General features: G+C 36.6%; 26 protein-coding genes. 25 read left to right on the top strand and 1 reads right to left on the bottom strand.

Going from position 1 to position 22,809, the window contains the following annotated elements; all coding sequences use genetic code 11:
• Nucleotides 1-26 precede the first annotated feature (26 nt).
• Together rpsA and AC3WTA_RS15125 are read left to right on the top strand one after the other, a co-directional pair.
• A complete protein-coding gene (gene rpsA, locus AC3WTA_RS15120; protein WP_000229549.1) occupies nucleotides 27-1,175 on the top strand; it encodes a 30S ribosomal protein S1 in 1,149 nt (382 codons plus the stop codon).
• Nucleotides 1,176-1,187: 12 nt separating this feature from the next.
• A complete protein-coding gene (locus AC3WTA_RS15125) occupies nucleotides 1,188-2,237 on the top strand; it encodes a type 2 isopentenyl-diphosphate Delta-isomerase (RefSeq protein WP_000251028.1) in 1,050 nt (349 codons plus the stop codon).
• Nucleotides 2,238-2,568: 331 nt separating this feature from the next.
• Here AC3WTA_RS15125 and AC3WTA_RS15130 read toward each other — a convergent pair whose 3' ends face one another.
• Entirely contained in the window at nucleotides 2,569-2,703 is a 135-nt protein-coding gene (locus AC3WTA_RS15130) for a YpzI family protein (RefSeq protein WP_000513900.1), read from the bottom strand.
• Nucleotides 2,704-2,819: 116 nt separating this feature from the next.
• Here AC3WTA_RS15130 and AC3WTA_RS15135 point away from each other — a divergent pair, with 116 nt between their 5' ends.
• The 23 genes from AC3WTA_RS15135 (at nucleotide 2,820) to qcrB (ending at nucleotide 22,775) form a co-directional block, all read left to right on the top strand.
• The gene (locus AC3WTA_RS15135) at nucleotides 2,820-3,431 is read left to right on the top strand and encodes a YphA family membrane protein (protein WP_000399216.1); all 612 of its coding nucleotides are present in this window, start codon (nucleotides 2,820-2,822) and stop codon (nucleotides 3,429-3,431) included.
• Nucleotides 3,424-4,317: a YIEGIA family protein gene (locus tag AC3WTA_RS15140; RefSeq protein WP_000575283.1), complete on the top strand. Its 894-nt coding sequence runs from the start codon at nucleotides 3,424-3,426 to the stop codon at nucleotides 4,315-4,317. The genes AC3WTA_RS15135 and AC3WTA_RS15140 overlap by 8 nt, the downstream gene beginning before the upstream one ends.
• Nucleotides 4,314-4,499 carry a capping complex subunit for YIEGIA gene (locus AC3WTA_RS15145; RefSeq protein ID WP_000979052.1) on the top strand — a complete coding sequence of 62 codons (186 nt, stop codon included), beginning with the start codon at nucleotides 4,314-4,316 and terminating at the stop codon, nucleotides 4,497-4,499. Before AC3WTA_RS15140 ends, AC3WTA_RS15145 begins: the two co-directional genes overlap by 4 nt.
• Before the next feature lie 124 nt (nucleotides 4,500-4,623).
• Nucleotides 4,624-5,934: a ribosome biogenesis GTPase Der gene (der, locus tag AC3WTA_RS15150; RefSeq protein ID WP_001125888.1), complete on the top strand. Its 1,311-nt coding sequence runs from the start codon at nucleotides 4,624-4,626 to the stop codon at nucleotides 5,932-5,934.
• Nucleotides 5,935-5,952: 18 nt separating this feature from the next.
• Complete coding sequence (locus tag AC3WTA_RS15155) at nucleotides 5,953-6,975, top strand: NAD(P)H-dependent glycerol-3-phosphate dehydrogenase (protein ID WP_000161770.1); 1,023 nt, start codon at nucleotides 5,953-5,955, stop codon at nucleotides 6,973-6,975.
• A 115-nt stretch (nucleotides 6,976-7,090) separates the two neighbouring features.
• A complete protein-coding gene (locus tag AC3WTA_RS15160) occupies nucleotides 7,091-7,342 on the top strand; it encodes a stage VI sporulation protein F (protein ID WP_000369753.1) in 252 nt (83 codons plus the stop codon).
• A 267-nt stretch (nucleotides 7,343-7,609) separates the two neighbouring features.
• Complete coding sequence (locus AC3WTA_RS15165; RefSeq protein ID WP_001288995.1) at nucleotides 7,610-7,813, top strand: DUF2768 domain-containing protein; 204 nt, start codon at nucleotides 7,610-7,612, stop codon at nucleotides 7,811-7,813.
• Between the two features lie 64 nt (nucleotides 7,814-7,877).
• Nucleotides 7,878-8,591: a YphF family lipoprotein gene (locus AC3WTA_RS15170; RefSeq protein WP_000755483.1), complete on the top strand. Its 714-nt coding sequence runs from the start codon at nucleotides 7,878-7,880 to the stop codon at nucleotides 8,589-8,591.
• A 242-nt stretch (nucleotides 8,592-8,833) separates the two neighbouring features.
• Nucleotides 8,834-10,312: a stage IV sporulation protein A gene (gene spoIVA / locus AC3WTA_RS15175; RefSeq protein WP_000416519.1), complete on the top strand. Its 1,479-nt coding sequence runs from the start codon at nucleotides 8,834-8,836 to the stop codon at nucleotides 10,310-10,312.
• Nucleotides 10,313-10,611: 299 nt separating this feature from the next.
• Nucleotides 10,612-10,884, top strand: coding sequence for an HU family DNA-binding protein (locus AC3WTA_RS15180; RefSeq protein ID WP_001043860.1), 273 nt, complete (start codon nucleotides 10,612-10,614; stop codon nucleotides 10,882-10,884).
• Nucleotides 10,885-11,004: 120 nt separating this feature from the next.
• Nucleotides 11,005-11,574, top strand: a complete 570-nt coding sequence (gene folE / locus AC3WTA_RS15185) for a GTP cyclohydrolase I FolE (RefSeq protein WP_001151478.1) — start codon at nucleotides 11,005-11,007, stop codon at nucleotides 11,572-11,574.
• Nucleotides 11,575-11,786: 212 nt separating this feature from the next.
• Nucleotides 11,787-12,536, top strand: coding sequence for a heptaprenyl diphosphate synthase component 1 (locus tag AC3WTA_RS15190; protein ID WP_002096763.1), 750 nt, complete (start codon nucleotides 11,787-11,789; stop codon nucleotides 12,534-12,536).
• A gap of 29 nt (nucleotides 12,537-12,565) precedes the next feature.
• Entirely contained in the window at nucleotides 12,566-13,279 is a 714-nt protein-coding gene (gene menG / locus AC3WTA_RS15195; protein ID WP_001187666.1) for a 2-heptaprenyl-1,4-naphthoquinone methyltransferase, read from the top strand.
• Nucleotides 13,280-13,318: 39 nt separating this feature from the next.
• On the top strand, nucleotides 13,319-14,281 hold the full coding sequence (gene hepT / locus AC3WTA_RS15200) for a heptaprenyl diphosphate synthase component II (protein WP_000776073.1): 963 nt from the start codon (nucleotides 13,319-13,321) through the stop codon (nucleotides 14,279-14,281).
• 124 nt (nucleotides 14,282-14,405) lie between these two features.
• Entirely contained in the window at nucleotides 14,406-14,852 is a 447-nt protein-coding gene (ndk, locus tag AC3WTA_RS15205; RefSeq protein ID WP_000415885.1) for a nucleoside-diphosphate kinase, read from the top strand.
• 273 nt (nucleotides 14,853-15,125) lie between these two features.
• Complete coding sequence (gene aroC / locus AC3WTA_RS15210) at nucleotides 15,126-16,298, top strand: chorismate synthase (RefSeq protein ID WP_001269357.1); 1,173 nt, start codon at nucleotides 15,126-15,128, stop codon at nucleotides 16,296-16,298.
• Nucleotides 16,298-17,383, top strand: a complete 1,086-nt coding sequence (aroB, locus tag AC3WTA_RS15215; protein WP_492332923.1) for a 3-dehydroquinate synthase — start codon at nucleotides 16,298-16,300, stop codon at nucleotides 17,381-17,383. Before aroC ends, aroB begins: the two co-directional genes overlap by 1 nt.
• 115 nt (nucleotides 17,384-17,498) lie before the next feature.
• The gene (hisC, locus tag AC3WTA_RS15220; RefSeq protein WP_001264044.1) at nucleotides 17,499-18,611 is read left to right on the top strand and encodes a histidinol-phosphate transaminase; all 1,113 of its coding nucleotides are present in this window, start codon (nucleotides 17,499-17,501) and stop codon (nucleotides 18,609-18,611) included.
• A gap of 350 nt (nucleotides 18,612-18,961) precedes the next feature.
• Nucleotides 18,962-20,224, top strand: coding sequence for a tetratricopeptide repeat protein (locus tag AC3WTA_RS15225; RefSeq protein WP_001168667.1), 1,263 nt, complete (start codon nucleotides 18,962-18,964; stop codon nucleotides 20,222-20,224).
• A 73-nt stretch (nucleotides 20,225-20,297) separates the two neighbouring features.
• The gene (locus AC3WTA_RS15230) at nucleotides 20,298-20,834 is read left to right on the top strand and encodes a ReoY family proteolytic degradation factor (protein ID WP_001095922.1); all 537 of its coding nucleotides are present in this window, start codon (nucleotides 20,298-20,300) and stop codon (nucleotides 20,832-20,834) included.
• Nucleotides 20,835-20,988: 154 nt separating this feature from the next.
• Entirely contained in the window at nucleotides 20,989-21,444 is a 456-nt protein-coding gene (locus tag AC3WTA_RS15235; RefSeq protein ID WP_000872168.1) for a YpiF family protein, read from the top strand.
• 143 nt (nucleotides 21,445-21,587) lie between these two features.
• A complete protein-coding gene (gene qcrA, locus AC3WTA_RS15240; RefSeq protein ID WP_001290419.1) occupies nucleotides 21,588-22,100 on the top strand; it encodes a menaquinol-cytochrome c reductase iron-sulfur subunit in 513 nt (170 codons plus the stop codon).
• Nucleotides 22,101-22,775 carry a menaquinol-cytochrome c reductase cytochrome b subunit gene (gene qcrB, locus AC3WTA_RS15245; protein ID WP_000932700.1) on the top strand — a complete coding sequence of 225 codons (675 nt, stop codon included), beginning with the start codon at nucleotides 22,101-22,103 and terminating at the stop codon, nucleotides 22,773-22,775. It begins immediately after the preceding gene.
• Nucleotides 22,776-22,809: the final 34 nt, after the last annotated feature.

The following is a 22,809-nucleotide window of genomic DNA, read 5'->3' on the forward strand; positions in this document are numbered from 1 at the left end:
TGTCAATTCTGTAGGGAGGTATTTCCATGGTAGAGAAAATGAATGAAGAAGTTATGGATTCAAAAGAATTACAAGTTGGTGACGTTGTTACAGGTTCTGTAACGAAAGTTGAAGAGAAACAAGTGCTTGTAAATGTTGGATACAAAACAGATGGCGTAATTCCAATTAGTGAATTAGCTAACGTTCATATTGAAAAAGCAAGCGATGTTGTAGAATTAGATCAAATACTAGAATTGAAAATTATTAAATTAGAAGAAGATGATCTTGTCTTATCTAAACGTGCTGTTGATGCAGAAAAAGCATGGGTAGAATTACAAGAGAAATTTACTTCTGGTCATGTGTTTGATGTTACTGTAAAAGATATCGTGAATGGTGGATTAGTTGTGGACCTTGGTGTTCGTGGTTTTATCCCAGCTTCACTTGTAGAAGTACATTATGTAGAAGATTTTACTGACTATAAAGGCAAAACATTAGCCGTGAAAATTGTTGAATTAGACCGCGAAAAAAATCGTGTAATCCTTTCGCATAAAGCAGTAGTAGAATTAGAACTAGATTCTAAGAAAAAAGAAGCGATTTCTTCATTAAAAGAAGGAGACGTTGTTGAAGGAACAGTGCAACGATTAACGGATTTTGGTGCTTTCGTTAACGTTGGTGGTGTGGACGGTTTAGTTCATATTTCACAAATTTCACACGAACGTGTAGAGCAACCTTCTGAAGTATTAGAGCAAGGTCAAAAGGTAAAGGTAAAGGTATTATCTGTTGATGCTGATACACAACGTATTTCTTTATCAATTAAAGCAGCTCAGCCAGGACCTTGGGAGAATGTTGCTGGCGAAATAAAAGCTGGAGATATTCGTGAGGGAGTAGTAAAACGTCTTGTTACATTCGGTGCATTCGTTGAAATTTTACCTGGCGTTGAAGGTCTTGTGCATGTATCTCAAATTGCAAATCGTCACGTGAAAAATCCAAATGAAGTATTGGAAATGGGACAAGAAGTAAAAGTGAAAGTGCTTGAAGTCCATGTTGCAGAGAAACGTATTTCTTTAAGTATAAAAGAAACGCTTGAGGAAAATAATGTAATTGAGGATTACAGTCAGTATGAACCAAATGCTGATTCTGCTACTTTCCAATTAAGTGATATTATTGGTGAACAACTGAAAAAATTAAAGAAATAAAGAGGGGTACAAGTGGTAAGGGCAAAACGTAAATTAGATCATATTGAATACGCTCTTTCTACTGGTCAGTCTCGTACGCATGGCTTTCATGATATTGATTTTGTGCATCAAGGATTGCCAAATTCAAGTTATGACACAATAACATGTGAAACAAAAATCGGCGAACTTTCACTAAGTTCGCCGATTTTTATCAATGCGATGACTGGTGGTGGGGGAGAGAGAACGTTACATATTAATGAGCAATTAGCATATGTAGCGAAACATCATAATCTTGCTATGGCTGTAGGGTCGCAAATGGCGGCGTTAAAAGATGAAAGTGAGGCAGCTTCTTATAAGATTATCAGAAAGGTAAACCCGAATGGTGTTTTCTTTGCTAATTTAGGTAGTGAGGCAACTATCGAAAAAGCAGAGCGTGCCGTTGATATGATTGAAGCGAATGCATTGCAAATTCATTTAAACGTCATACAAGAGTTAACGATGCCAGAAGGAGACCGTGACTTTACTGGTGTACTTCAGCGCATTGAGAAAATTGTATTAAATAGTAAAGTTCCTGTCATTGTGAAAGAAGTTGGATTTGGGATGAGTAAGGAAACCGTACAACAGTTAGCGAGCATAGGTGTAACGGCAATTGATATTGGTGGACAAGGTGGTACAAATTTTGCTGCTGTTGAAAATGAAAGAAGACAGCGAATGCTTTCTTATTTTAATAACTGGGGCATACAAACAGCAACCTCGATTATTGAAGCAACCTCTACAAATAATAACCTCTCTTTTATTGCATCTGGGGGTATACAAACAGCGCTTGATGTAGCGAAAGCAATCGCATTAGGGGCGAATACAACTGCGTTTGCTGGATATTTTTTACGTATTTTAATGCAAGATGGTATCGAGAAGTTAGTGGATGAAATTGATCTTTTACATACAGATTTGAAATTTATTATGACAGCTCTTGGTGCAAAGACGATAGAAGAGTTACAGGCTGTACCTCTTGTTGTAAAGGGCGAAACGTATCATTGGTTAACGCAGCGTGGTATTGATACGACGCATTATAGTAGAAGATAAAAAATCAACCGTTTGGTTGATTTTTTTGTTTTTTGTTCGTTTTAGTAATATAAGGTGAGGAATGGAATTAATATTCTATCAAAATAAAATTATTCCTATATAAACACTATCTTGTGCAAGTTGCGACTGAAAAAGAGGCTGGAAAATGTAGATAGTTTGCTACTGAATTATTGGGGAGGGTTTAATTTCGCAAAGGAAAAAATAGGTGGAGATAAAAATAAACCATAGAAAAATTCGGATGTTAAATGTTATTTTGATATAAGTAAAAATCATTAAAATAATTATGTAAAAGACGGTTTCGTACAATATCGAAACCGTCTTTTTGTGTTCATTAGTGCTGATTTTGTTTTCGGGCTTGCTCTGGTGTATCCAGTCCAGTTGCACCCGGATATTGTAGTGATTGGTCACGATCAGATTCAACGCGTCGTGATTCTCTTAGTTTTCGTTCTTGACGATCTTTACCCATAATGAATAGCACCTCCTTATTAAAAGTGTTGCTGTTATATGAAAAAACTATGCGCGAAGAAAGTGGATTAATTTTCATAAAAAGTTCCCATAATGGAAAACATAGGAGGTGAAATGATGGAAGGGAGTACTTTTTATTTTTTAGCTTGGATAGGGTGGATCGTTGTAACTTTTTTTATGAAAAAGGACTCTATGCGCTGGAAGATAAGCGTTTGTATATTGATTTTTATTATTTGCTCTCCGTTACATGTAACGATTGCTTCATTCACGGTATCAGTAAATGCACTTTTGCTTTGTATTGTTGCTTTTATAGGAATCGCACTATATTCTATTTGGAAAAAATTATATAGCTTACTTTCGGCACTTATTATTGCAATGTTATATACAAGTTTTCATTTGTTAGAAGTATATGATCCGATTTGGATTGTGGTGGACAGGTTGTTTTTGTTAAGTGGTGCTCTTGTGTATGCATCGGTTTTATTGCATGAGGATCGCATATTGCGATTATGTTCTCTTTATATAGGAATGTTACAGGGGGAATTGTTAGTGACACTTATTTTTCGAAAACTACATTTCCCTTATGATTACGGAAGTTTAGCGTTTTTTGATATCGTCGCCGTTGCTACATTTTTCATGGCAATTTTGTTTTGGATTGCAAAAGCATCAGTATACATGGAACAGTTCAAGAGGAAAGCACGTAAAAGAAAGGCGAGGGTAATACATGATTGAATATACACCGGCCATTTTATGCGGAGTAATAGCGGGGACAGTAACGAGAGTGCTAATGCTCCGGACAGATACGCGTCAATATCCGACGAGGCTCCACGGAAAAATTATTCACGTTGCGATGGGGTTAATTGCAGCGGCTTTAGGAGCGATTGCGATTCCGTCAATTTTGAAAAAAGATTTTTCTGCTATTACATTTCTTACATTAGCAGCAACACAGTTTCGTGATGTGCGTAATATGGAAAGAAATACCCTTCAACAATTAGATGGATATGAGCTCGTACCGCGTGGAAATACATATATTGAAGGGATTGCGTTAGTTTTTGAAAGTCGAAACTATTTGGCGATGTTAACGTCGTTTGCAACGACGTTTGCGTATATAGGATTCCATTCGTGGATTGCTGGAGTAATTATGGCTATAATCGCATTTATTATCGCGAAAAAATTAATGTCTGGCAGAAGGTTACATGATCTTGTTGATATCGAGCATGTTCCACTTCGTTTTGAAGGAGCGGGGCTGTATATTGATAACATTTACATTATGAATATTGGATTGCCAGCAAGGCAAGAGGAAATTATGAAATATGGAATGGGCTTTATTTTAAGGCCGAAAACAATTGATGCGATGGTGACAATCTCAAACTTAGGACAACGACAAGCTATTTTACATGATGTTTCTGTTGCTTTAGGGATTTATAGAGATTCTGGTACGCCAGCGCTTGTGCCGTTGGCAAAGCGTGATTTAGAAGATGGTAGGGTTGGGATTTTTGTCTTGCCACAAGATCAAGATGCAGAGAAAGCGATAGGTGTCATAGGGAATGTGCCGACGTTAGAAAGTGCTGTTCATATGTCATCGGAAGCCCCGAAAGGAAGGGGAGATAAAAGATGATGTTAGAAAGTGTGATTCTCGCGGTTATTACAACAACGCCGGAGAAATTTGCTGGTGGTGCCCCTTTGTTTACTTGTGAATCGACAGATGAGTTAGAATTTGTTGCAAATAATTTAGAGGCAATTTTAGATGGTATTGCGCATCGCTTACAAGAGAATGTATATATTATTGTGAAACATTAGTAACGTGTGGTATAATGTGAGGTGTTTTGATACGCTGAGAAATATTCTGGAATGCAAATCCCTTCTTGCACAAAGAAGGGTTTTTTACATAATAAACAGAAGCAAGTTGAAAGGATGAAAGTATATGCCGAAACCAGTAATAGCAATAGTAGGCCGCCCGAACGTAGGAAAATCTACTATTTTCAATAGAATTGTTGGAGAAAGAGTTTCAATCGTAGAAGATATACCAGGTATAACACGAGACCGTATTTATAGTGCGGGAGAATGGTTAAATCATGAATTTAACATTATTGATACAGGTGGAATTGATATTGGAGACGAGCCGTTCTTGACACAAATTCGTCAACAAGCGGAAGTAGCGATTGATGAAGCAGATGTTATCATTTTTATGACGAATGGTCGCGATGGTGTAACTGCAGCAGATGAAGAAGTTGCTAAAATTTTATATCGTTCTAAAAAACCAATTGTACTTGCGGTAAATAAGGTTGATAATCCAGAAATGCGTAGTGATATTTATGATTTTTATGCATTAGGATTTGGCGAGCCATTCCCGATTTCAGGTACACACGGTTTAGGGCTTGGTGATTTGTTAGATGAAGCTGCAAATCATTTTCCAAAGATTGAAGAAGAAGCGTATGATGATGAAACAATCCGTTTCTCTTTAATTGGACGTCCAAATGTAGGGAAATCATCACTTGTAAATGCACTTCTTGGTCAAGAACGTGTAATTGTAAGTAATATAGCGGGAACGACACGTGATGCTGTTGATACACCATATAGTAAAGATGGTCAAGATTATGTAATCATCGATACAGCTGGTATGCGTAAAAAAGGGAAAGTATACGAAAGCACAGAAAAGTATAGTGTACTTCGTGCGCTTAGAGCGATTGAACGTTCTGACGTTGTTTTAGTCGTTTTAGACGGAGAAGAAGGAATTATTGAACAGGATAAAAAAATTGCTGGATATGCTCATGATTCAGGACGTGCTGTTATTATCGTCGTAAACAAATGGGATGCAGTGAAAAAAGATGAAAAAACAATGAAAGCATTTGAAGAAAACATCCGTGCTCATTTCCAATTTTTAGAGTACGCACCGATTGTATTCTTATCTGCGAAAACGAAAAAACGTACACAAACATTATTACCAGTTATTAATGAAGTAAATGAAAGCCATAGTATCCGTATTCAAACGAACGTATTAAATGATGTAATTATGGATGCGGTAGCGATGAATCCAACACCAACTCATAATGGTAGCCGTCTGAAAATCTTCTATGCGACACAGGTTGCGGTAAAACCACCAACATTTGTTATATTTGTAAACGATACAGAATTAATGCACTTTTCATATGAGCGCTTCTTAAAGAATCGTTTACGTGAAGCGTTCGGTTTTGTAGGAACGCCGATTCACATTATCGCTAGAGCAAGAGACTAATGGAGAGGATGTGATTTTATGACAAAAATCACAGTAGTTGGAGCAGGTAGCTGGGGAACAGCGTTAGCGATGGTATTAGCTGACAATGGACATGATGTACGTATTTGGGGAAATCGTTCTGAACTTATGGATGAGATTAATACAAAACATGAGAATAGTCGATACCTTCCAGGAATTACATTGCCAAGCACAATCGCAGCCTACTCTTCTTTAGAAGAAGCATTAGTAGATGTAAATGTAGTACTTCTTGTAGTACCAACGAAAGCGTATAGAGAGGTATTACAAGATATGAAGAAATATGTAGCGGGTCCGACTACTTGGATTCATGCAAGTAAAGGGATTGAACCTGGTACGTCAAAACGTATTTCGGAAGTGATTGAGGAAGAAATTCCAGAGGGCTTGATTAAAGACGTTGTTGTACTGTCTGGACCGAGTCATGCTGAAGAAGTCGGTTTACGTCAAGAGACGACGGTTACGTCTGCAGCAAAGCGTATGGAAGCTGCTGAGGAAGTACAAGATTTGTTTATGAATAGTTACTTCCGTGTATACACAAATCCGGATATTGTTGGGGTTGAGCTTGGTGGTGCGTTAAAAAATATTATCGCATTAGCTGCTGGGATAACTGATGGACTTGGATTAGGTGATAATGCGAAAGCGGCATTAATGACACGTGGTTTAACGGAGATTGCTCGTTTAGGAAGAAAAATGGGCGGAAATCCGTTAACGTTTGCTGGTCTAACTGGTATGGGAGACTTAATTGTAACTTGTACAAGTGTTCATAGCCGAAATTGGCGCGCTGGAAATATGCTTGGAAAAGGACACTCTTTAGAAGAGGTGTTAGAAAGCATGGGTATGGTTGTAGAAGGTGTAAGAACAACGAAAGCTGCTCACGAATTAGCAGAGAAAATGGAAGTTGAAATGCCGATTACAGCTGCTTTATATGACGTGCTGTTCAATGGGAATAATGTGAAAGATGCAGTAGGCTCATTAATGGGACGTGTTCGAAAACATGAAGTGGAAGCTATACCTGACTTACTTTAAAGAAAAGCGACAGAAGTACATTTGTACTTCTGTCGCTTTTTATTTTTATGGGTCTTTTCACCATTTTTTTAATTTTGCATAGGATGAAGAGTAACTTGAGGAGAGGGTGAAAAGAATGGATAATAACATTTTTAATAACATTGAAAAAGAAGCGAAAGTGAATAAAGAAGATATTTTTAAATTAGCATCATCTGTACAGAATGCGAATTTACGTGATGAGACTGTGCTTCGTCAATTGATTCATCAAGTGGCTCTTATGGCAGGACGTGAAGTGCCGAAAGAACAAGAGGATCAAATTGTAAAAGCGATCATTAACAATAATATGCCCGCTGATTTTGGCTCGTTAAGCAAAATGTTTAAAAAATAAAATATAAGAAACAAAGAGTTTGTAGATTGCATATGATAGCCATGAAAGTATGGGAATAGAGCTGTTTTGGGCATATTTGGTCAACCGAAGCGAGAGATACACTCGCTTCGGTTTTATTTTTATTTAGATTAGTGGAAGATGCGAAAAAAACCTGTTGATTAAAGTTATATATTCGTAATTTGTAGTAAAATGTTCTTTTTGTATTTGTTTAAAGATTTTAATTTGTTAAAATAGTATAAAAATAGATTAATAAAAAGGGGTGTGTATATGTCAGAAGGGCTCATAAAAATGTGGTTTGCTTTAGGAGCAATTGGATTTATGTTTTTTGCAGTAAGTTTTATTTTACTAAGTAGATACAAAATAAAGAATAAATTTTTGAAAGGGATTACAGCGTTAGTAGCGTACACCCTTATGATTGTGTCAGGAATTGTTATTTTTCTTGTTGTATTTAGTGGACCTGTACAGCAGTAAATGGAATGGTCTCGAAAATGCTACATACGGAGCAAGTTATATTAGTATGAAAAGGTGATTGCTAGTGAAAAAAGTCCATATTATTTTAATATTTTGTTGTATGAGCCTTTTAACAGGATGTCTGTATCCGAAAGAAAATATGAAACAAAATGCCGTTCCTTATGAAGATCAGGTACAGGTTGTTCAAAAAGCTGTAGTGACATTTAAGGAGCAAAATGAGGGGATATTGCCAATTAAGACGCGGGATATGAGTACGCCTATTTATCAAAAGTATCCAATCGATTTTCAAAAGATTGCTCCGCGTTACATACAAGAAGCGCCAGGAAATGCGTATGAAAGCGGAGGAGTATACCAATACGTATTAATAGACGTTGAAACAAACCCGACAGTAAAGTTAATTGATGTTAGGATGGCTGAACAAATTCAGGAATTATCATTAAAGCTTAGGATGTATCGGGATGAACATCAATATCCGCCTTTTAAAAAGGTAATTTCAGATGGTGTGTATGAATTAGATTTCAAAAAATTAGGATATAAAGATGTGCCGCAAGTGACAAGTCCGTATTCTGGTAAAGGGCTTCCTTTTGTAATCAATGAAAAGGGAGAAATTTATGTTGATTATCGAATCGACTTATATGAAGCGTTGAAAAAAAATGAAGGGCAATTTAAGGAGGGGGAAGATATTCGGAATATACTTTCGAAAGATTCTCCATTTGTACCTGCGTATTCTTTACCGTATACGGTAAAGAATGGAGAACCAATTTTTTTAAAATCATAAGTCATGAACCTTTCTTTTAGTGAATAAGTTCTAGAAGAAAGGTTTTTTATGTTACACAACTTGCGATGCAAACAAAAGGTATTTTTTAATAGTCATATGAAATTGGACAAAATTATATGATATATTGTCCGAACTTCTAGAATACCATTATATTATATCAGATATTATAGGCAACGTTAGAGAAGGTATTAGTTGACTATAAATGTGGAATTATTCCCAAAAATATTGAGGGAGGGAATCACTTGGAAAAGGTAGATATTTTTAAAGATATTGCGGAACGCACAGGCGGTGATATTTATTTTGGAGTTGTAGGAGCTGTTCGAACAGGGAAATCAACATTCATTAAAAAATTTATGGAACTTGTAGTTATTCCTAATATTGAGAATGAGTCTGACCGTCAAAGGGCGCAGGATGAACTGCCTCAAAGTGCTGCTGGTCGTACAATCATGACGACGGAACCGAAGTTTGTTCCAAACCAAGCGGTTTCTATCGAAGTAGATGAAGGTCTTGAAGTGAATATTCGATTGGTAGATTGCGTTGGATATACGGTTCCAGGAGCAAAAGGCTATGAAGATGAGAATGGCCCGCGCATGATTAATACTCCTTGGTATGAAGAACCTATTCCATTCCATGAAGCTGCAGAAATCGGAACACGTAAAGTAATTCAAGAACATTCCACAATTGGTGTTGTAATTACAACAGATGGAACGATTGGTGAAATTCCAAGAAGAGATTATATAGAAGCAGAAGAACGCGTAGTAAATGAGTTAAAAGAAGTCGGAAAACCTTTCATTATGATCATCAACACTGTACAGCCGTATCATCCAGATACAGAGCAATTGCGCCAAAGTTTATCTGAAGAATATGATATCCCAGTCATTGCGATGAGTGTAGAAAGTTTAAGGGAAACAGATGTGTACAATGTGCTTCGAGAGGCTTTATTTGAGTTCCCGGTTTTAGAAGTGAATGTTAACCTTCCGAGCTGGGTGATGGTGTTAAATGAAGGGCATTGGTTACGCCAAAGTTATCAAGAAGCTGTTCAAGAGACTGTGAAGGATATAAAACGTCTTCGTGATGTGGACCGTGTCGTTTGGCAGTTTAGTCAGTATGAATTTATTGATCGAGCGAGCCTAGCTGGCATTGATATGGGGCAAGGTGTAGCAGAGATTGATTTATATGCACCAGATGAATTATATGATCAAATTTTAAAAGAAGTAGTAGGAGTAGAAATTCGAGGGAAAGATCATTTATTAAAGCTTATGCTCGATTTATCTCATGCGAAAATAGAATACGATCAAGTGGCGGATGCCCTGCGTATGGTAAAGCAAACCGGATATGGTGTAGCAGCGCCTGCGTTAGCTGACATGAGCTTAGATGAGCCAGAAATTATTCGTCACGGTTCAAGGTTTGGTGTGAAATTAAAAGCTGTAGCTCCGTCTATTCATATGATTAAAGTAGATGTGGAGTCAACGTTTGAGCCAATCATTGGTACTGAAAAGCAAAGTGAAGAATTAGTTCGTTATTTAATGCAGGATTTTGAAGATGACCCATTATCAATTTGGAATTCTGATATATTCGGACGTTCACTTAGCTCTATTGTTCGAGAAGGCATTCAAGCGAAACTATCTTTAATGCCAGAAAATGCGAGATATAAATTAAAAGAAACGCTAGAAAGAATTATTAATGAAGGATCTGGCGGATTAATTGCGATTATATTATAAGAAAAAAATCCCTCTCATCGTAGAGGGATTTTTTTGATTTTCGCGTATAGAATAGCAAAATAAACAGTCATTATCTAATATATTGTTGTAAATTGTCAAGTTTCATCAGATTTTCACATTTTAAGAGTAACAATTTCCTTAAAAATATTGAATTATAAAGGAGAATCGTATAATATAGGCGTTGATAATGATTTATCTACATCTTTGTAGTATAGAATTTGTAAAAATTGCCTACAAATGAAAGTAAGACTCATTTTATGATCATTATACAGTCTTATCTTTGGGAGGAGGTGAATGGCATGAACAAGACAGATTTAATCAATGCTGTTGCAGAAGCAAGTTCCCTTTCTAAAAAGGACGCAACAAAAGCAGTAGACGCTGTTTTTGATTCTATCTTAGAAGCTTTAAAACAAGGTGATAAAGTACAACTGATCGGATTCGGTAACTTCGAAGTTCGTGAGCGTGCGGCTCGTAAAGGTCGTAACCCACAAACAGGTGAGGAGATTGAAATCGCTGCAAGTAAAGTACCTGCATTCAAACCTGGTAAAGCGTTAAAAGATGCGGTTAAATAATCCTTACATATTAACAGGGAAGAAGAGTTTCCTTTTTGGGAACTCTTCTTTTTGCTTTTAAAAACATAAATATGCTAGAATGTGTTCGTATCACTTTTAGGTTTTCGGGAGGGCTAGCGGATGGCAAAAGTTAATTTAGAACAAATTGAACATGCAGTACGCCTTATTTTAGAGGCAATCGGAGATGACCCAAATCGTGAGGGAGTACTTGATACACCAAAGCGTGTGGCAAAAATGTACGCAGAAGTGTTCGCGGGTATGCATGAAGATCCGAAAGAACATTTGCATAAAGTGTTCGGAGAAGATCACGAGGAGCTTGTACTAGTAAAAGATATACCGTTTTATTCGATGTGTGAGCATCATTTAGTTCCATTCTATGGAGTTGCTCACGTTGCATATATTCCGCAAGGCGGAAAAGTGACAGGGTTAAGTAAATTAGCTCGAACTGTAGATACAATTGCACGTCGTCCACAACTGCAAGAACGTATTACATCAACAGTAGCGAACTCTATTATGGAAGTACTAGAGCCGCATGGTGTAATGGTAGTAGTAGAAGCGGAACATATGTGCATGACGATGCGTGGTGTGAAAAAGCCGGGCGCGAAAACTGTAACAACAGCAGTACGTGGTGTGTTAGAAAATGATGCAGCAGCACGTAGTGAAATTTTATCTTTTATTAAAACAAAGTAAAGAAAAGTAGGAAACTGCTTTTCTTTTTTTTTTATGTAAATAAATGATATAGTTTTAGCAAGGCAGAGTGAGAATAGAAAGACTACTAAAAAGAATGGAAGATGTTATTTAGTTCGGTGGAAGTTTGGAAAGAGTAGCCAAGTTTTGGTTATAGAAAATAGAATGTATGTGTTATAATAAGTTTTATGAATTAGAAAACAAGGGTGATTTTTGTGTGTGACATCTACGGAGGGTATGCGGGTATAAGAGAGAAATTGATGGAGAAATTACGCCATCCTTATTTTATAAACTATATTGAAGAACCATTTATTGATGAAGAAAAAATAGCATTGTTATATGGTGCTTTAAAAAGTGAAAATTTACATATAGAACAAATTGAGCATTATGTAGTAACGATTATGCTTGTGCAAATTGCGCTTGATACACATGAAAGAGTATCAAATAAAGCAGGGGAAGAAGCGGTTGAATCGCATAAACGTCGCCAGTTAACAGTACTTGCTGGTGATTACTATAGTGGGTTATATTATTACTTATTGTCTATGAATCGTGATATTGTTTTAATTCGCGCGCTTGCTGAAGGAATTAAAGAAATTAATGAACACAAAATAATGTTATATCAAAAAGCGCATGAAACGATGGATGACATAATGGAAAGTGTAGTAACGATTGAGTCTGCACTCTTGCAAAAAACATGTGATCATTTTCATGTATCGCATTGGAAGCCATTTATAACGTATGTACTAGGAAAAAACCGTCTTCAAAAAGAATGTGAACTGCACGCTGATAAACAACATTCACCTGTTTTTCAAGCAGTTCAAGGGATTATGAAGGATAAAGCGGAGGTAGAAACAGTTATTCATGGATGGATGATGGAACTCAGAAAGAAAGAAAATCAATATTTGGAAAACCACACAGATATAAGCGAAATAAACTCTGTATTAAGAGATAAATCGAAGACATAAGCAATTTTACATTGGAAGAAGGTACGAGCATGCAACAATCAAAAGAAGAAAGAGTACATGATGTATTTGAGAAAATCTCTGATAAATACGATGTGATGAATTCTGTCATTAGTTTTCAAAGACATAAAGCGTGGCGTAAAGAGACGATGCGCATTATGGATGTAAAACCAGGTAGCAAAGCTCTTGATGTATGCTGCGGGACAGCGGACTGGACAATTGCGCTAGCTGGAGCGGTAGGTGAACAGGGCAAGGTTGTTGGTTTAGACTTCAGTGAAAATATGTTATCTGTCGGTAAGCAAAAGGTAGAGGCGTTACAATTAAAACAAGTAGAACTTTTACACGGGAATGCAATGGAACTTCCATTTGAAGATAACACATTTGATTATGTAACGATTGGATTTGGTTTACGTAACGTACCGGATTATATGCACGTATTAAAAGAAATGACGCGTGTAGTAAAACCAGGTGGAAAAGTAATTTGTTTAGAAACATCTCAACCAACAATGATTGGTTTTCGACAAGGTTATATTTTATACTTTAAATATATCATGCCGTTATTTGGAAAGTTATTTGCGAAAAGTTTTAAAGAATATTCATGGCTGCAAGAATCTGCTAGTACATTCCCGGGTATGAAAGAATTGGCTCATATGTTTGAAAAAGCTGGACTTGAACATGTACAAGTGAAGCCGTTTACTTTTGGGGTAGCAGCGATGCATTTAGGTATGAAACCAGAATCAAAATAGAAAAAAAGAAAAAAGAAGTTTTAGGTTAAGGTGAACAATATGAAGTTACAACTTATGTACTCTTTTTTACGATCGGATATTAATGTGATAGAAAAAGAATTAAAAAAGACAGTTGCTTCTGAACAGCCATTGGTAGAAGAGGCAGCATTACAACTTATTGAAGCTGGTGGGAAGCGAATTCGTCCTGTATTTGTGTTGCTTGCGGGAAAATTTGGAGATTATAAGTTAGATGCAATTAAACATGTAGCTGTTGCGTTAGAACTTATTCATATGGCTTCTCTTGTTCACGATGATGTTATTGATGCTGCATTTTTACGACGTGGTAGTGCAACTGTGAATGCGAAATGGGGAGATCGTATTGCAATGTATACAGGGGATTATTTGTTCGCTAAGTCTCTTGAATGTATAACAAATATCGAAATTCCAGAGGCGCATCAGGCGCTATCGCATACCATTTTAGAAGTCTGTAAAGGTGAAATTGAACAAATTAAAGATAAGTACAATTATGACCAAAATTTACGAACGTATTTAAGAAGAATAAAGCGAAAAACAGCATTATTAATTGCTGCGAGTTGTCAACTAGGAGCAATTGCTGCTGGCGCTAATCGTGATACGGTAAATCGACTATTTTGGTATGGGTATTTTGTAGGAATGTCGTATCAAATTATTGATGATATTTTAGACTTCGTTTCCACAGAAGAGAAGCTTGGAAAACCTGCTGGTGGAGATTTACTACAAGGGAATATTACGCTTCCTGCCCTATACGCTATGGAAGATCCGACCCTTCGTAAGAAAATCATATCTGTACATGAAAATACAACAGCGGACGAAATGAAAGAAATTATTGAGGCTGTAAAAAATAGTGACGCTATTGATCAAGCATTTGCGTTTAGTGAACGTTATTTACATAAAGCATTAGAAATCATAAAACCACTTCCGCGTGGACAAGCGAAGTATGCATTACAAAATGTAGCAAAGTATATTGGGAAACGAAAATTTTAGTGTTTTTTCTAAAAAATAAAATAATCTCTCTATTTCAAAACTATTGCGCAATTGTGATAAGGGTGTTAATATGTGTGTGGGGATATACAATTACATACATAATTCAGAAGTGGAGAGATTTTTTATGGAAAAAACATTTCTAATGGTAAAACCAGACGGTGTACAACGTGCCTTCATTGGGGAAATCGTAGCTCGTTTTGAGAAAAAAGGCTTTCAATTAGTTGGTGCAAAATTAATGCAAGTCACTCCGGAAATTGCTGGACAACACTATGCTGAGCACACAGAGAAACCTTTCTTTGGTGAATTAGTAGACTTTATTACATCTGGCCCTGTATTCGCAATGGTATGGCAAGGTGAAGGTGTAGTAGATACAGCTCGTAACATGATGGGTAAAACAAGACCACATGAAGCAGCTCCTGGAACAATTCGTGGAGATTTCGGTGTAACTGTTGCGAAAAACATTATCCATGGTTCTGATTCGTTAGAAAGTGCAGAGCGCGAGATTGCTATTTTCTTTAAGGAAGAAGAATTAGTTGACTACTCAAAATTAATGAATGAATGGATTTACTAATTATTTTGAAATAATTTGTAAACGCTTTAATCACTGTGATAATAGTAGAAAGTGCAAGGAGAATAGGGGTATTCTTCTTGCACTTTTTTTATTTCAATTAGTTACGAAGTTAGAGCTGTTATGATATATTGATATGTAAAGTAAAAGGCCTATCGGAGAATAAGCGAATGGCTGATCAAATATATAATTTCTTTCATATTTTTAGAGTAAGGAAAGATAATATCATTGCTTAATATAGCGAGATAAATACATATACGAAAAGAGGAATAACGTATGCGATATATTACAGCTGGTGAATCTCATGGTCCACAACTTACAACGATTATAGAAGGTGTTCCAGCAGGACTGCCTTTAGTAGCGGATGATATAAATGAAGAGTTAGCTAGAAGGCAAAAGGGGCATGGGCGTGGTAGACGCATGCAAATTGAAACAGATCAAGTGCAAATTGTAAGTGGTGTTAGACATGGAGAGACATTAGGTTCTCCAATTGCACTTGTTGTTGAAAATCGTGATTTTGCACATTGGACAAAAATTATGGGCGCAGAGCCTTTAACGGAACAAGAAGAAAAAGAAATGAAAAGGAAAGTAACAAAACCAAGACCTGGACATGCTGATTTAAATGGTGCGATTAAATATGGTCATAGAGATATGAGAAATGTACTGGAGCGTTCTTCAGCACGCGAAACGACAGTGCGTGTTGCTGCTGGTGCGGTTGCTAAAAAAGTGTTAGCAGAACTTGGTATTACAGTGGCGGGCCATGTAATTGAAATTGGCGGTGTTGAGGCTCAGGAAATTACGTATAGTTCAATTGAAGAATTAAAAAGTATTACAGAAGCATCACCTGTACGTTGCTTAGATGAAGAAGCAGGTAACCAAATGATGAAAGCAATTGATGATGCGAAAGCAAATGGAGATTCAATCGGTGGAATCGTTGAAGTGATTGTGGAAGGAATGCCAATTGGGGTCGGTAGCTATGTGCATTATGATCGAAAACTGGATGCGAAATTAGCAGCCGCAATTATGAGCATTAATGCTTTTAAAGGCGTCGAGATTGGAATTGGTTTTGAAGCAGCGCATAGACCGGGAAGTGAAGTTCATGATGAAATTCTGTGGAATGAGGAACATGGATATACACGAAGAACAAATAATGCAGGTGGATTAGAAGGCGGTATGACGACTGGAATGCCAATTGTTGTGCGCGGTGTGATGAAACCGATCCCTACACTATATAAACCTCTTCAAAGTGTAGATATTGAAACGAAAGAGCCTTTTACAGCGAGCATTGAACGTTCAGATAGTTGTGCTGTGCCAGCAGCTAGTGTCGTTGCAGAAGCGGTTGTGGCTTGGGAATTAGCGACAGCTTTAATAGAACAATTCGGATTAGATCGTATGGACCTTATTCGTGAAAATATTGAGAAACATAATGAATATGCGAGGGGATTTTAATGGGAAACATACATATTCAAACGAAATCAAAAGAATATGATGTACATGTAGGAAAAGAATCGTTGTCACATTTGACAACAATCATTCAAAACATGCAGCCATCTGTATCAAATATCATGATCATTTCAGATGAAGCTGTTGCATCTTTCCATTTACAGACAGTTGTAGATGCATTGCAAATAGAGCAAAACGTATTTTCATTTGTCGTACCGAGTGGTGAAAAAGAGAAGTCTTTTGAAAATTTCTATGCGGCTCATACGTCAGCTCTTGAAAATAAATTAGATAGAAATTCTTTAATTATCGCACTTGGAGGCGGGATGATTGGAGATTTAGCTGGTTTTGTTGCTGCGTCGTTTATGCGTGGAATTCGCTTCGTTCAAGTTCCAACGACTTTATTAGCTCACGATAGCGCTGTAGGTGGGAAAGTAGCGATCAATCATCCGTTAGGTAAAAATATGATCGGTGCATTCCATCAACCGGAAGCAGTTGTATATCATACGCCGTTTTTACAGTCACTTCCTGAAAAAGAGTGGCGTTCAGGTTATGCAGAAGTGATAAAACATGCTCTTATTGGTGATGTAAAGCTGTATCATTGGTTAAAAGAAGAAGTGCAAACATTAGCGGATCTTCGTGATGAGAAGTTAATCCATATATTAACGAAGGCAATTCCTGTAAAGGAAAATATTGTATCACAAGATGAAACAGAAAAAGGTGTACGTGCCCATTTGAACTTTGGACATACGTTAGGCCATGCTCTTGAAAAAGAACTAGGATATGGAAATATTACTCACGGTGACGGAGTAGCGGTTGGAATGTTATTTGCCTTGTTTTTAAGTGAGCAAGTGTACAAGGTTGATCTTTCCTATGAAGAGATGAAGCAGTGGTTCTTAAAGTACGGCTATCCAAAAATGCCAAGTGATTTGAATGTGGAGCGCCTCGTTCAATTGATGAAACAGGATAAGAAAGCAAATGCTGGAGCGATTCATATGGTGCTTATGCAGGAATATGGGGTAGTGAATGTCGTATCTATTCCAGATGAGACTGTTCATATTGCGTTAGAGGCATTTCAAAAGGATATGGTTTAAAAGGTGCGAAGTGCTTGTTTAGAGGTATTCTCGTAATAGTGACGGTAATGATAAACGATTATAGTAAGGGATTATAACCGTATTGTAATTGAATAAAATGACTGGGGGAAGAAAAATGAGAGTGAAAGAGCAATTGTTAACTTTGAGAGCATATGTACCTGGGAAAAATACTGAAGAAGTAAAAAGGGAATATGGATTATCAAAAATTGTGAAATTAGCATCGAACGAAAATCCATTCGGTTGCTCAGCACGCGTAACAGAAGCATTAACTTCTTTAGCGAGTCAATACGCTCTTTATCCAGATGGATATGCATTTGAACTTCGGACAAAAGTAGCAGAGCAGTTAGGTGTTAAAGCAGAACAACTGTTATTTGGTAGTGGATTAGATGAAGTCATTCAAATGATTAGCCGTGCATTACTACATGAAGGAACAAATGTTGTAATGGCGAATCCAACATTCTCGCAATACCATCACCATGCTGTTATTGAAGGAGCAGAAGTTCGTGAAGTATCACTTAAAGATGGCATTCACGATTTAGATGCGATGTTACAGCAAGTAGATGATAAAACGAAGATTGTATGGATTTGTAACCCGAATAATCCGACAGGTACATATGTAGAGAAACAAAAATTACTTTCATTTTTAGAATCAGTTCCTAAGTCAGCGCTCATTATTATGGACGAAGCATATTATGAATATGCGGGGGCAGAAGACTATCCGCAAACATTACCACTTCTTGAAAAGTATGAAAATCTTATGGTTTTACGCACGTTTTCAAAAGCATATGGTTTAGCTGCTTTCCGTATCGGATATGCGGTTGGTAATGCGAATTTAATCGGGCAGCTAGAAGTAGCAAGGTTACCATTTAATACATCGACTGTAGCGCAGGCTGTAGCACTCGCTGCATTAGAAGATCAAGTATTTTTACAAGAATGTGTGAAAAAGAATGAAGAAGGATTAAATCAATATTACGCATTTTGTAAGGAATATAACGTATTCTATTATCCATCTCAAACAAATTTCATTTTCTTAAAACTCGGTATTCCTGGTAATGAGGCTTTCGAACGATTAATGAAGAAAGGATATATTATTCGTTCTGGTGCTGCATTTGGTATACAGGATGGTATTCGTATTACTGTCGGTTTGAAAGAAGAAAATGATGAAATTATAGAATTATTAAAAGAGCTTGTAAACGAGCAAGTAAAGAAAGAAGAAACATACTCTTAAGAGTTTGTGAAGGCTCCTAATATAGGAGTCTTTTTTATTTAAATGAAGGCCTGTAAAGCTTGATCCGTGCGTGTTAATAATTAATAAGGGAAGTTATTTGCACGGTAATGAAAGAAAACGGTACAATAGAAAGTAGTAATGCGGTATCGGTGTCATATTCGAATCGTTATCAGTGAAAGTACAAGAAGAAGTATGCTCATTCTAAAGGTTGCGTTCGTACACCTAGTTGCTTATGATAAAGTGAAACTTTAATCAGTGAGGGGATGCTCAGCCCCTCACTGATTATTAGCCCGCACCAATCGGGGTAAATGAACAGAAAATAATATTTGTTAGAATTAAAGGAGACGTTTATGCAAAAGTTTGAACAAGCTGTTTCATATATTGAAAATGGTGAAGCGGAAAAAGGATTACAATTATTAAAAGAACAATTAAAAATTGCGAATGATGAAGAGAAGTATGATATCGCTCGCTATTATCATACACTTGGATTTACGGATGAAGCGTTAGCTATTACAGAAGACTTGCGTTTATTGTATCCGGAAGAAAGTGAATTCACTGTATTTTTAGCAGAATTATATATTGATCTAGACAAAGAAGATGAAGCGATTGAAGTGCTTCATGATATTCCAGAAAATGATGACTTATATGTTCAATCGTTATTACTTGTTGCAGATTTATTCCAAATGCAAGGTTTCGATGATGTAGCAGAACAAAAACTATTAAAGGCGAAAGAAATGATGCCTGACGAACCTGTTATTACGTTTGGATTAGCAGAGTTATATAGTAGTAAAGGTGAAGAACAAAAGGCAATCACTCATTATGAGTCGCTATTAGCAGAACATAAAGTCATGGGTGGTGTTGTCATTGCACTTCGCCTCGCAGAAACGTTAAGTGCGATTGGAAATTGGGAAGAAGCGATCTCTTACTATGAAGCAGGTTTAGAGGAACAAAAAGATATCCACTCATTATTTGGATATGCCTTCACATTATACCAAGGTGAAGAATACCAAAGAGCAATTGGTGCTTGGCAAGAACTAAAAGAATTAGATCCGGAGTATGCATCGCTGTACATGTATTTGGCGAAAAGCTATGAAAAAGAAGGAATGCTTCAAGAAAGCTATGAAACACTTCAAGAAGGAATTAAAGTAGATGAGCTTTCTGTACCATTTTATGTAGAATTAGCGAACATTGCGGCGAAATTAGGAAAAATAGCGGAAGCAGAGGAAGTGCTTCAAAAAGCGCTTGAGTTAGATCCAGGACATTTAGGTGCGATATTAAAATATGCGTATATCTTAAAAGAACAAGAAAAATATGAAGAGTTAATTGCAGTTGTAGAGCGTGCGATTGATAGCGGAGAACCAGATACACAACTACTTTGGGATCTTGCGTTTGCAAAAAAACAATTAGAAATGTATTCGGATGCATTAAAACACTATGAAAGTGCATATACTTCTTTTAAGAATCATCCAGACTTCTTGGAAGAGTACGGTTATTTCTTATTGGAAGAAGGTATGCGAAAAGAGGCGAAAGAAGTATTTACTCAGTTAATACAACTAGACCCGACACAAATTCATATTGAAGAATTGTTATATAATTTAGAGGATTTTTCATAAGTTGGAAGGAAACTGAATACCGCTTCTTGAATCTAAAAAGAAAAGAGAAAGACAGAGGAGGGACTTAATTGCTATGAATACCCCTGTTTCTGTAAACGAGAAGAAGGATTTTGTAAAATGGTTTTTGAATAATTACCAACTGAAACAGCGTGAATGCGTATGGATTTTGAATTATTTAATGAGTCATGACCAATTGATGCATAAAGTCCACTTCGTAGAGCATGCAAAATATTGTCCGCGTGGTTTAGTGATGTCCGCGAATTGTGTGAAAGACACACCGTTTCACTTTTTTAAACAAAATGTTATGACAACAGATGCTGAAAAATCGTTTCATGATATTCGTTTAAATCGAGATGAAGATATTTATATTCAACTCAATTTTAAATCATCGTTTCAAAATGCCAATTATGTAGCTGTATTAGAAGAAAACCCGTATTTACCAAAGCATATTGAAGTAAATGAAAAAGATCGTTTACTTGCAGAAAGATTTTTAGAAGAAAGTGTATTTTCTTTTAGAAGAGAACGTCTTTTGAAACAAATTGATGAAGCGCTGGATAAGCAAGATAAGGAAGCGTTTCATAAGTTAACAGCTGAGTTAAAGATGTTATAGAATTCATTTGGATTCATAAAATTTTACAAATTTCAGACTTTTTAAGAAAAACTACCTTAATATAGGTAGTTTTTCTTTTTTTACCTCTTTTAGTATGGTTTAATATATATAAAGTGAAAGTTCTGTCATTTGCAGGTGAAGGGAGGGAAGATATTTGAAATGGAGTGTAAAAGATGTGGAGCAGTTTGAGCAAGCAAGAGAGTATGTAGATACCGGTGTTATACCACTTTTATCAATTTCGGCAGCAAAAGAAATGAAAATGGTAGTAGAACAAGGTGAATTTATCGAATTGTTGAGTATGGAGTTGGAAAGAGAATATAAAGGAAGAGTACTTTTACTACCGGCATTTACGTATTTAGTAGAAAGTCAAAAAAATGAAAAAGGTCGTTTGCAAGAATGGACAAATCATTTGCAAAAGCAAGGTTTTAAGCATATTGCTTATGTTACAAGTGATTTTTCATGGAAAGAAGATATGCAAGAGTTACAAGGAGATTTATTTTGGTTTCCTTCATTAGCGTTAGAACAATTTAGTGATCAAGCGAAAAGAGAAGTTATTCATGCACATATAAAAAATATAATGGTGATGTTAGAAGAAAAATGGGGAAAGTAATAATAAACAGAAAGTTCTTATTATTATGAGTAGTATGATATTGACCTGTACCTAAGCGTATTATATCATGATAGTGTCCTAGTTTTTATTTTTTATATAATTTATCACGAGGGGACAATTTCTGATAGAGGGGGGAAATTTTCGTGAGCGAGAAAGAACATCGTGTATCAAGAAGACAGTTTTTAAATTACACCCTTACAGGGGTAGGAGGCTTTATGGCAGCGGGTATTTTAATGCCGATGACGCGATTTGCGCTTGATCCGGTGTTAAGAAAAGAAGCGGGAACGGATATGGTTGCTGTTGCACAAGTAAAGGATATTACAACAGAGCCGAAACGTTTCGACTTTAAGGTGAAGCAGGTTGATGGTTGGTACAAGTCCGAAGAGCCAAAATCAGCTTGGGTTCATAAAGATGAAAGCGGAGACATTGTTGCGTTCTCTCCAGTATGTAAACATTTAGGATGTACAGTTAACTGGAATTCGGACAAAGCACATCCGAATCAATTCTTTTGTCCATGTCACGGGGGCCGTTACACAAAAGACGGGATGAACATTAAAGGCACGCCGCCCCTTGCTCCGCTTGATGTATACGAGTCCAAAGTAAAAGATGGAACGCTGTATTTAGGCAAAGCGAAGCCAAAAGGGGGTGCAAAGTAGATGCTAAATAAAATTTATGATTGGGTAGATGAAAGGTTAGATATTACACCAATATGGCGTGATATCGCTGATCATGAAGTACCTGAACATGTAAACCCGGCACATCACTTTTCTGCATTCGTTTATTGCTTTGGAGGACTTACCTTTTTCGTTACTGTAATTCAAATTTTATCAGGAATGTTTTTGACGATGTATTATGTGCCTGATATTAAAAATGCTTGGGAATCGGTTTATTATTTACAAAATGAAGTTGCATATGGACAAATTGTTCGTGGTATGCACCACTGGGGCGCTAGTCTCGTCATTGTAATGATGTTTTTACATACACTTAGAGTTTTCTTCCAGGGTGCGTATAAAAAGCCTCGTGAGTTAAACTGGATTGTTGGTGTTCTTATTTTCTTTGTTATGTTAGGTCTTGGTTTTACCGGATATTTATTACCGTGGGATATGAAAGCATTATTTGCTACGAAAGTAGGGATTCAAATTGCAGAGCAAACGCCGCTCATTGGTCCTTATATTAAAACATTACTCGCTGGTCATTCCGAAATTGTTGGCGCTCAAACATTAACTCGCTTCTTTGCTATTCACGTCTTCTTCTTACCAGCAGCACTTCTAGGTTTAATGGCCTTCCACTTCATCATGATTCGCAAACAAGGTATTTCCGGTCCGCTATAAGAGATTGCTAAATTAAAGGGGAAAGAACTAAAGG

The organism is Bacillus sp. EB106-07-01-XG149, from assembly GCF_058791555.1.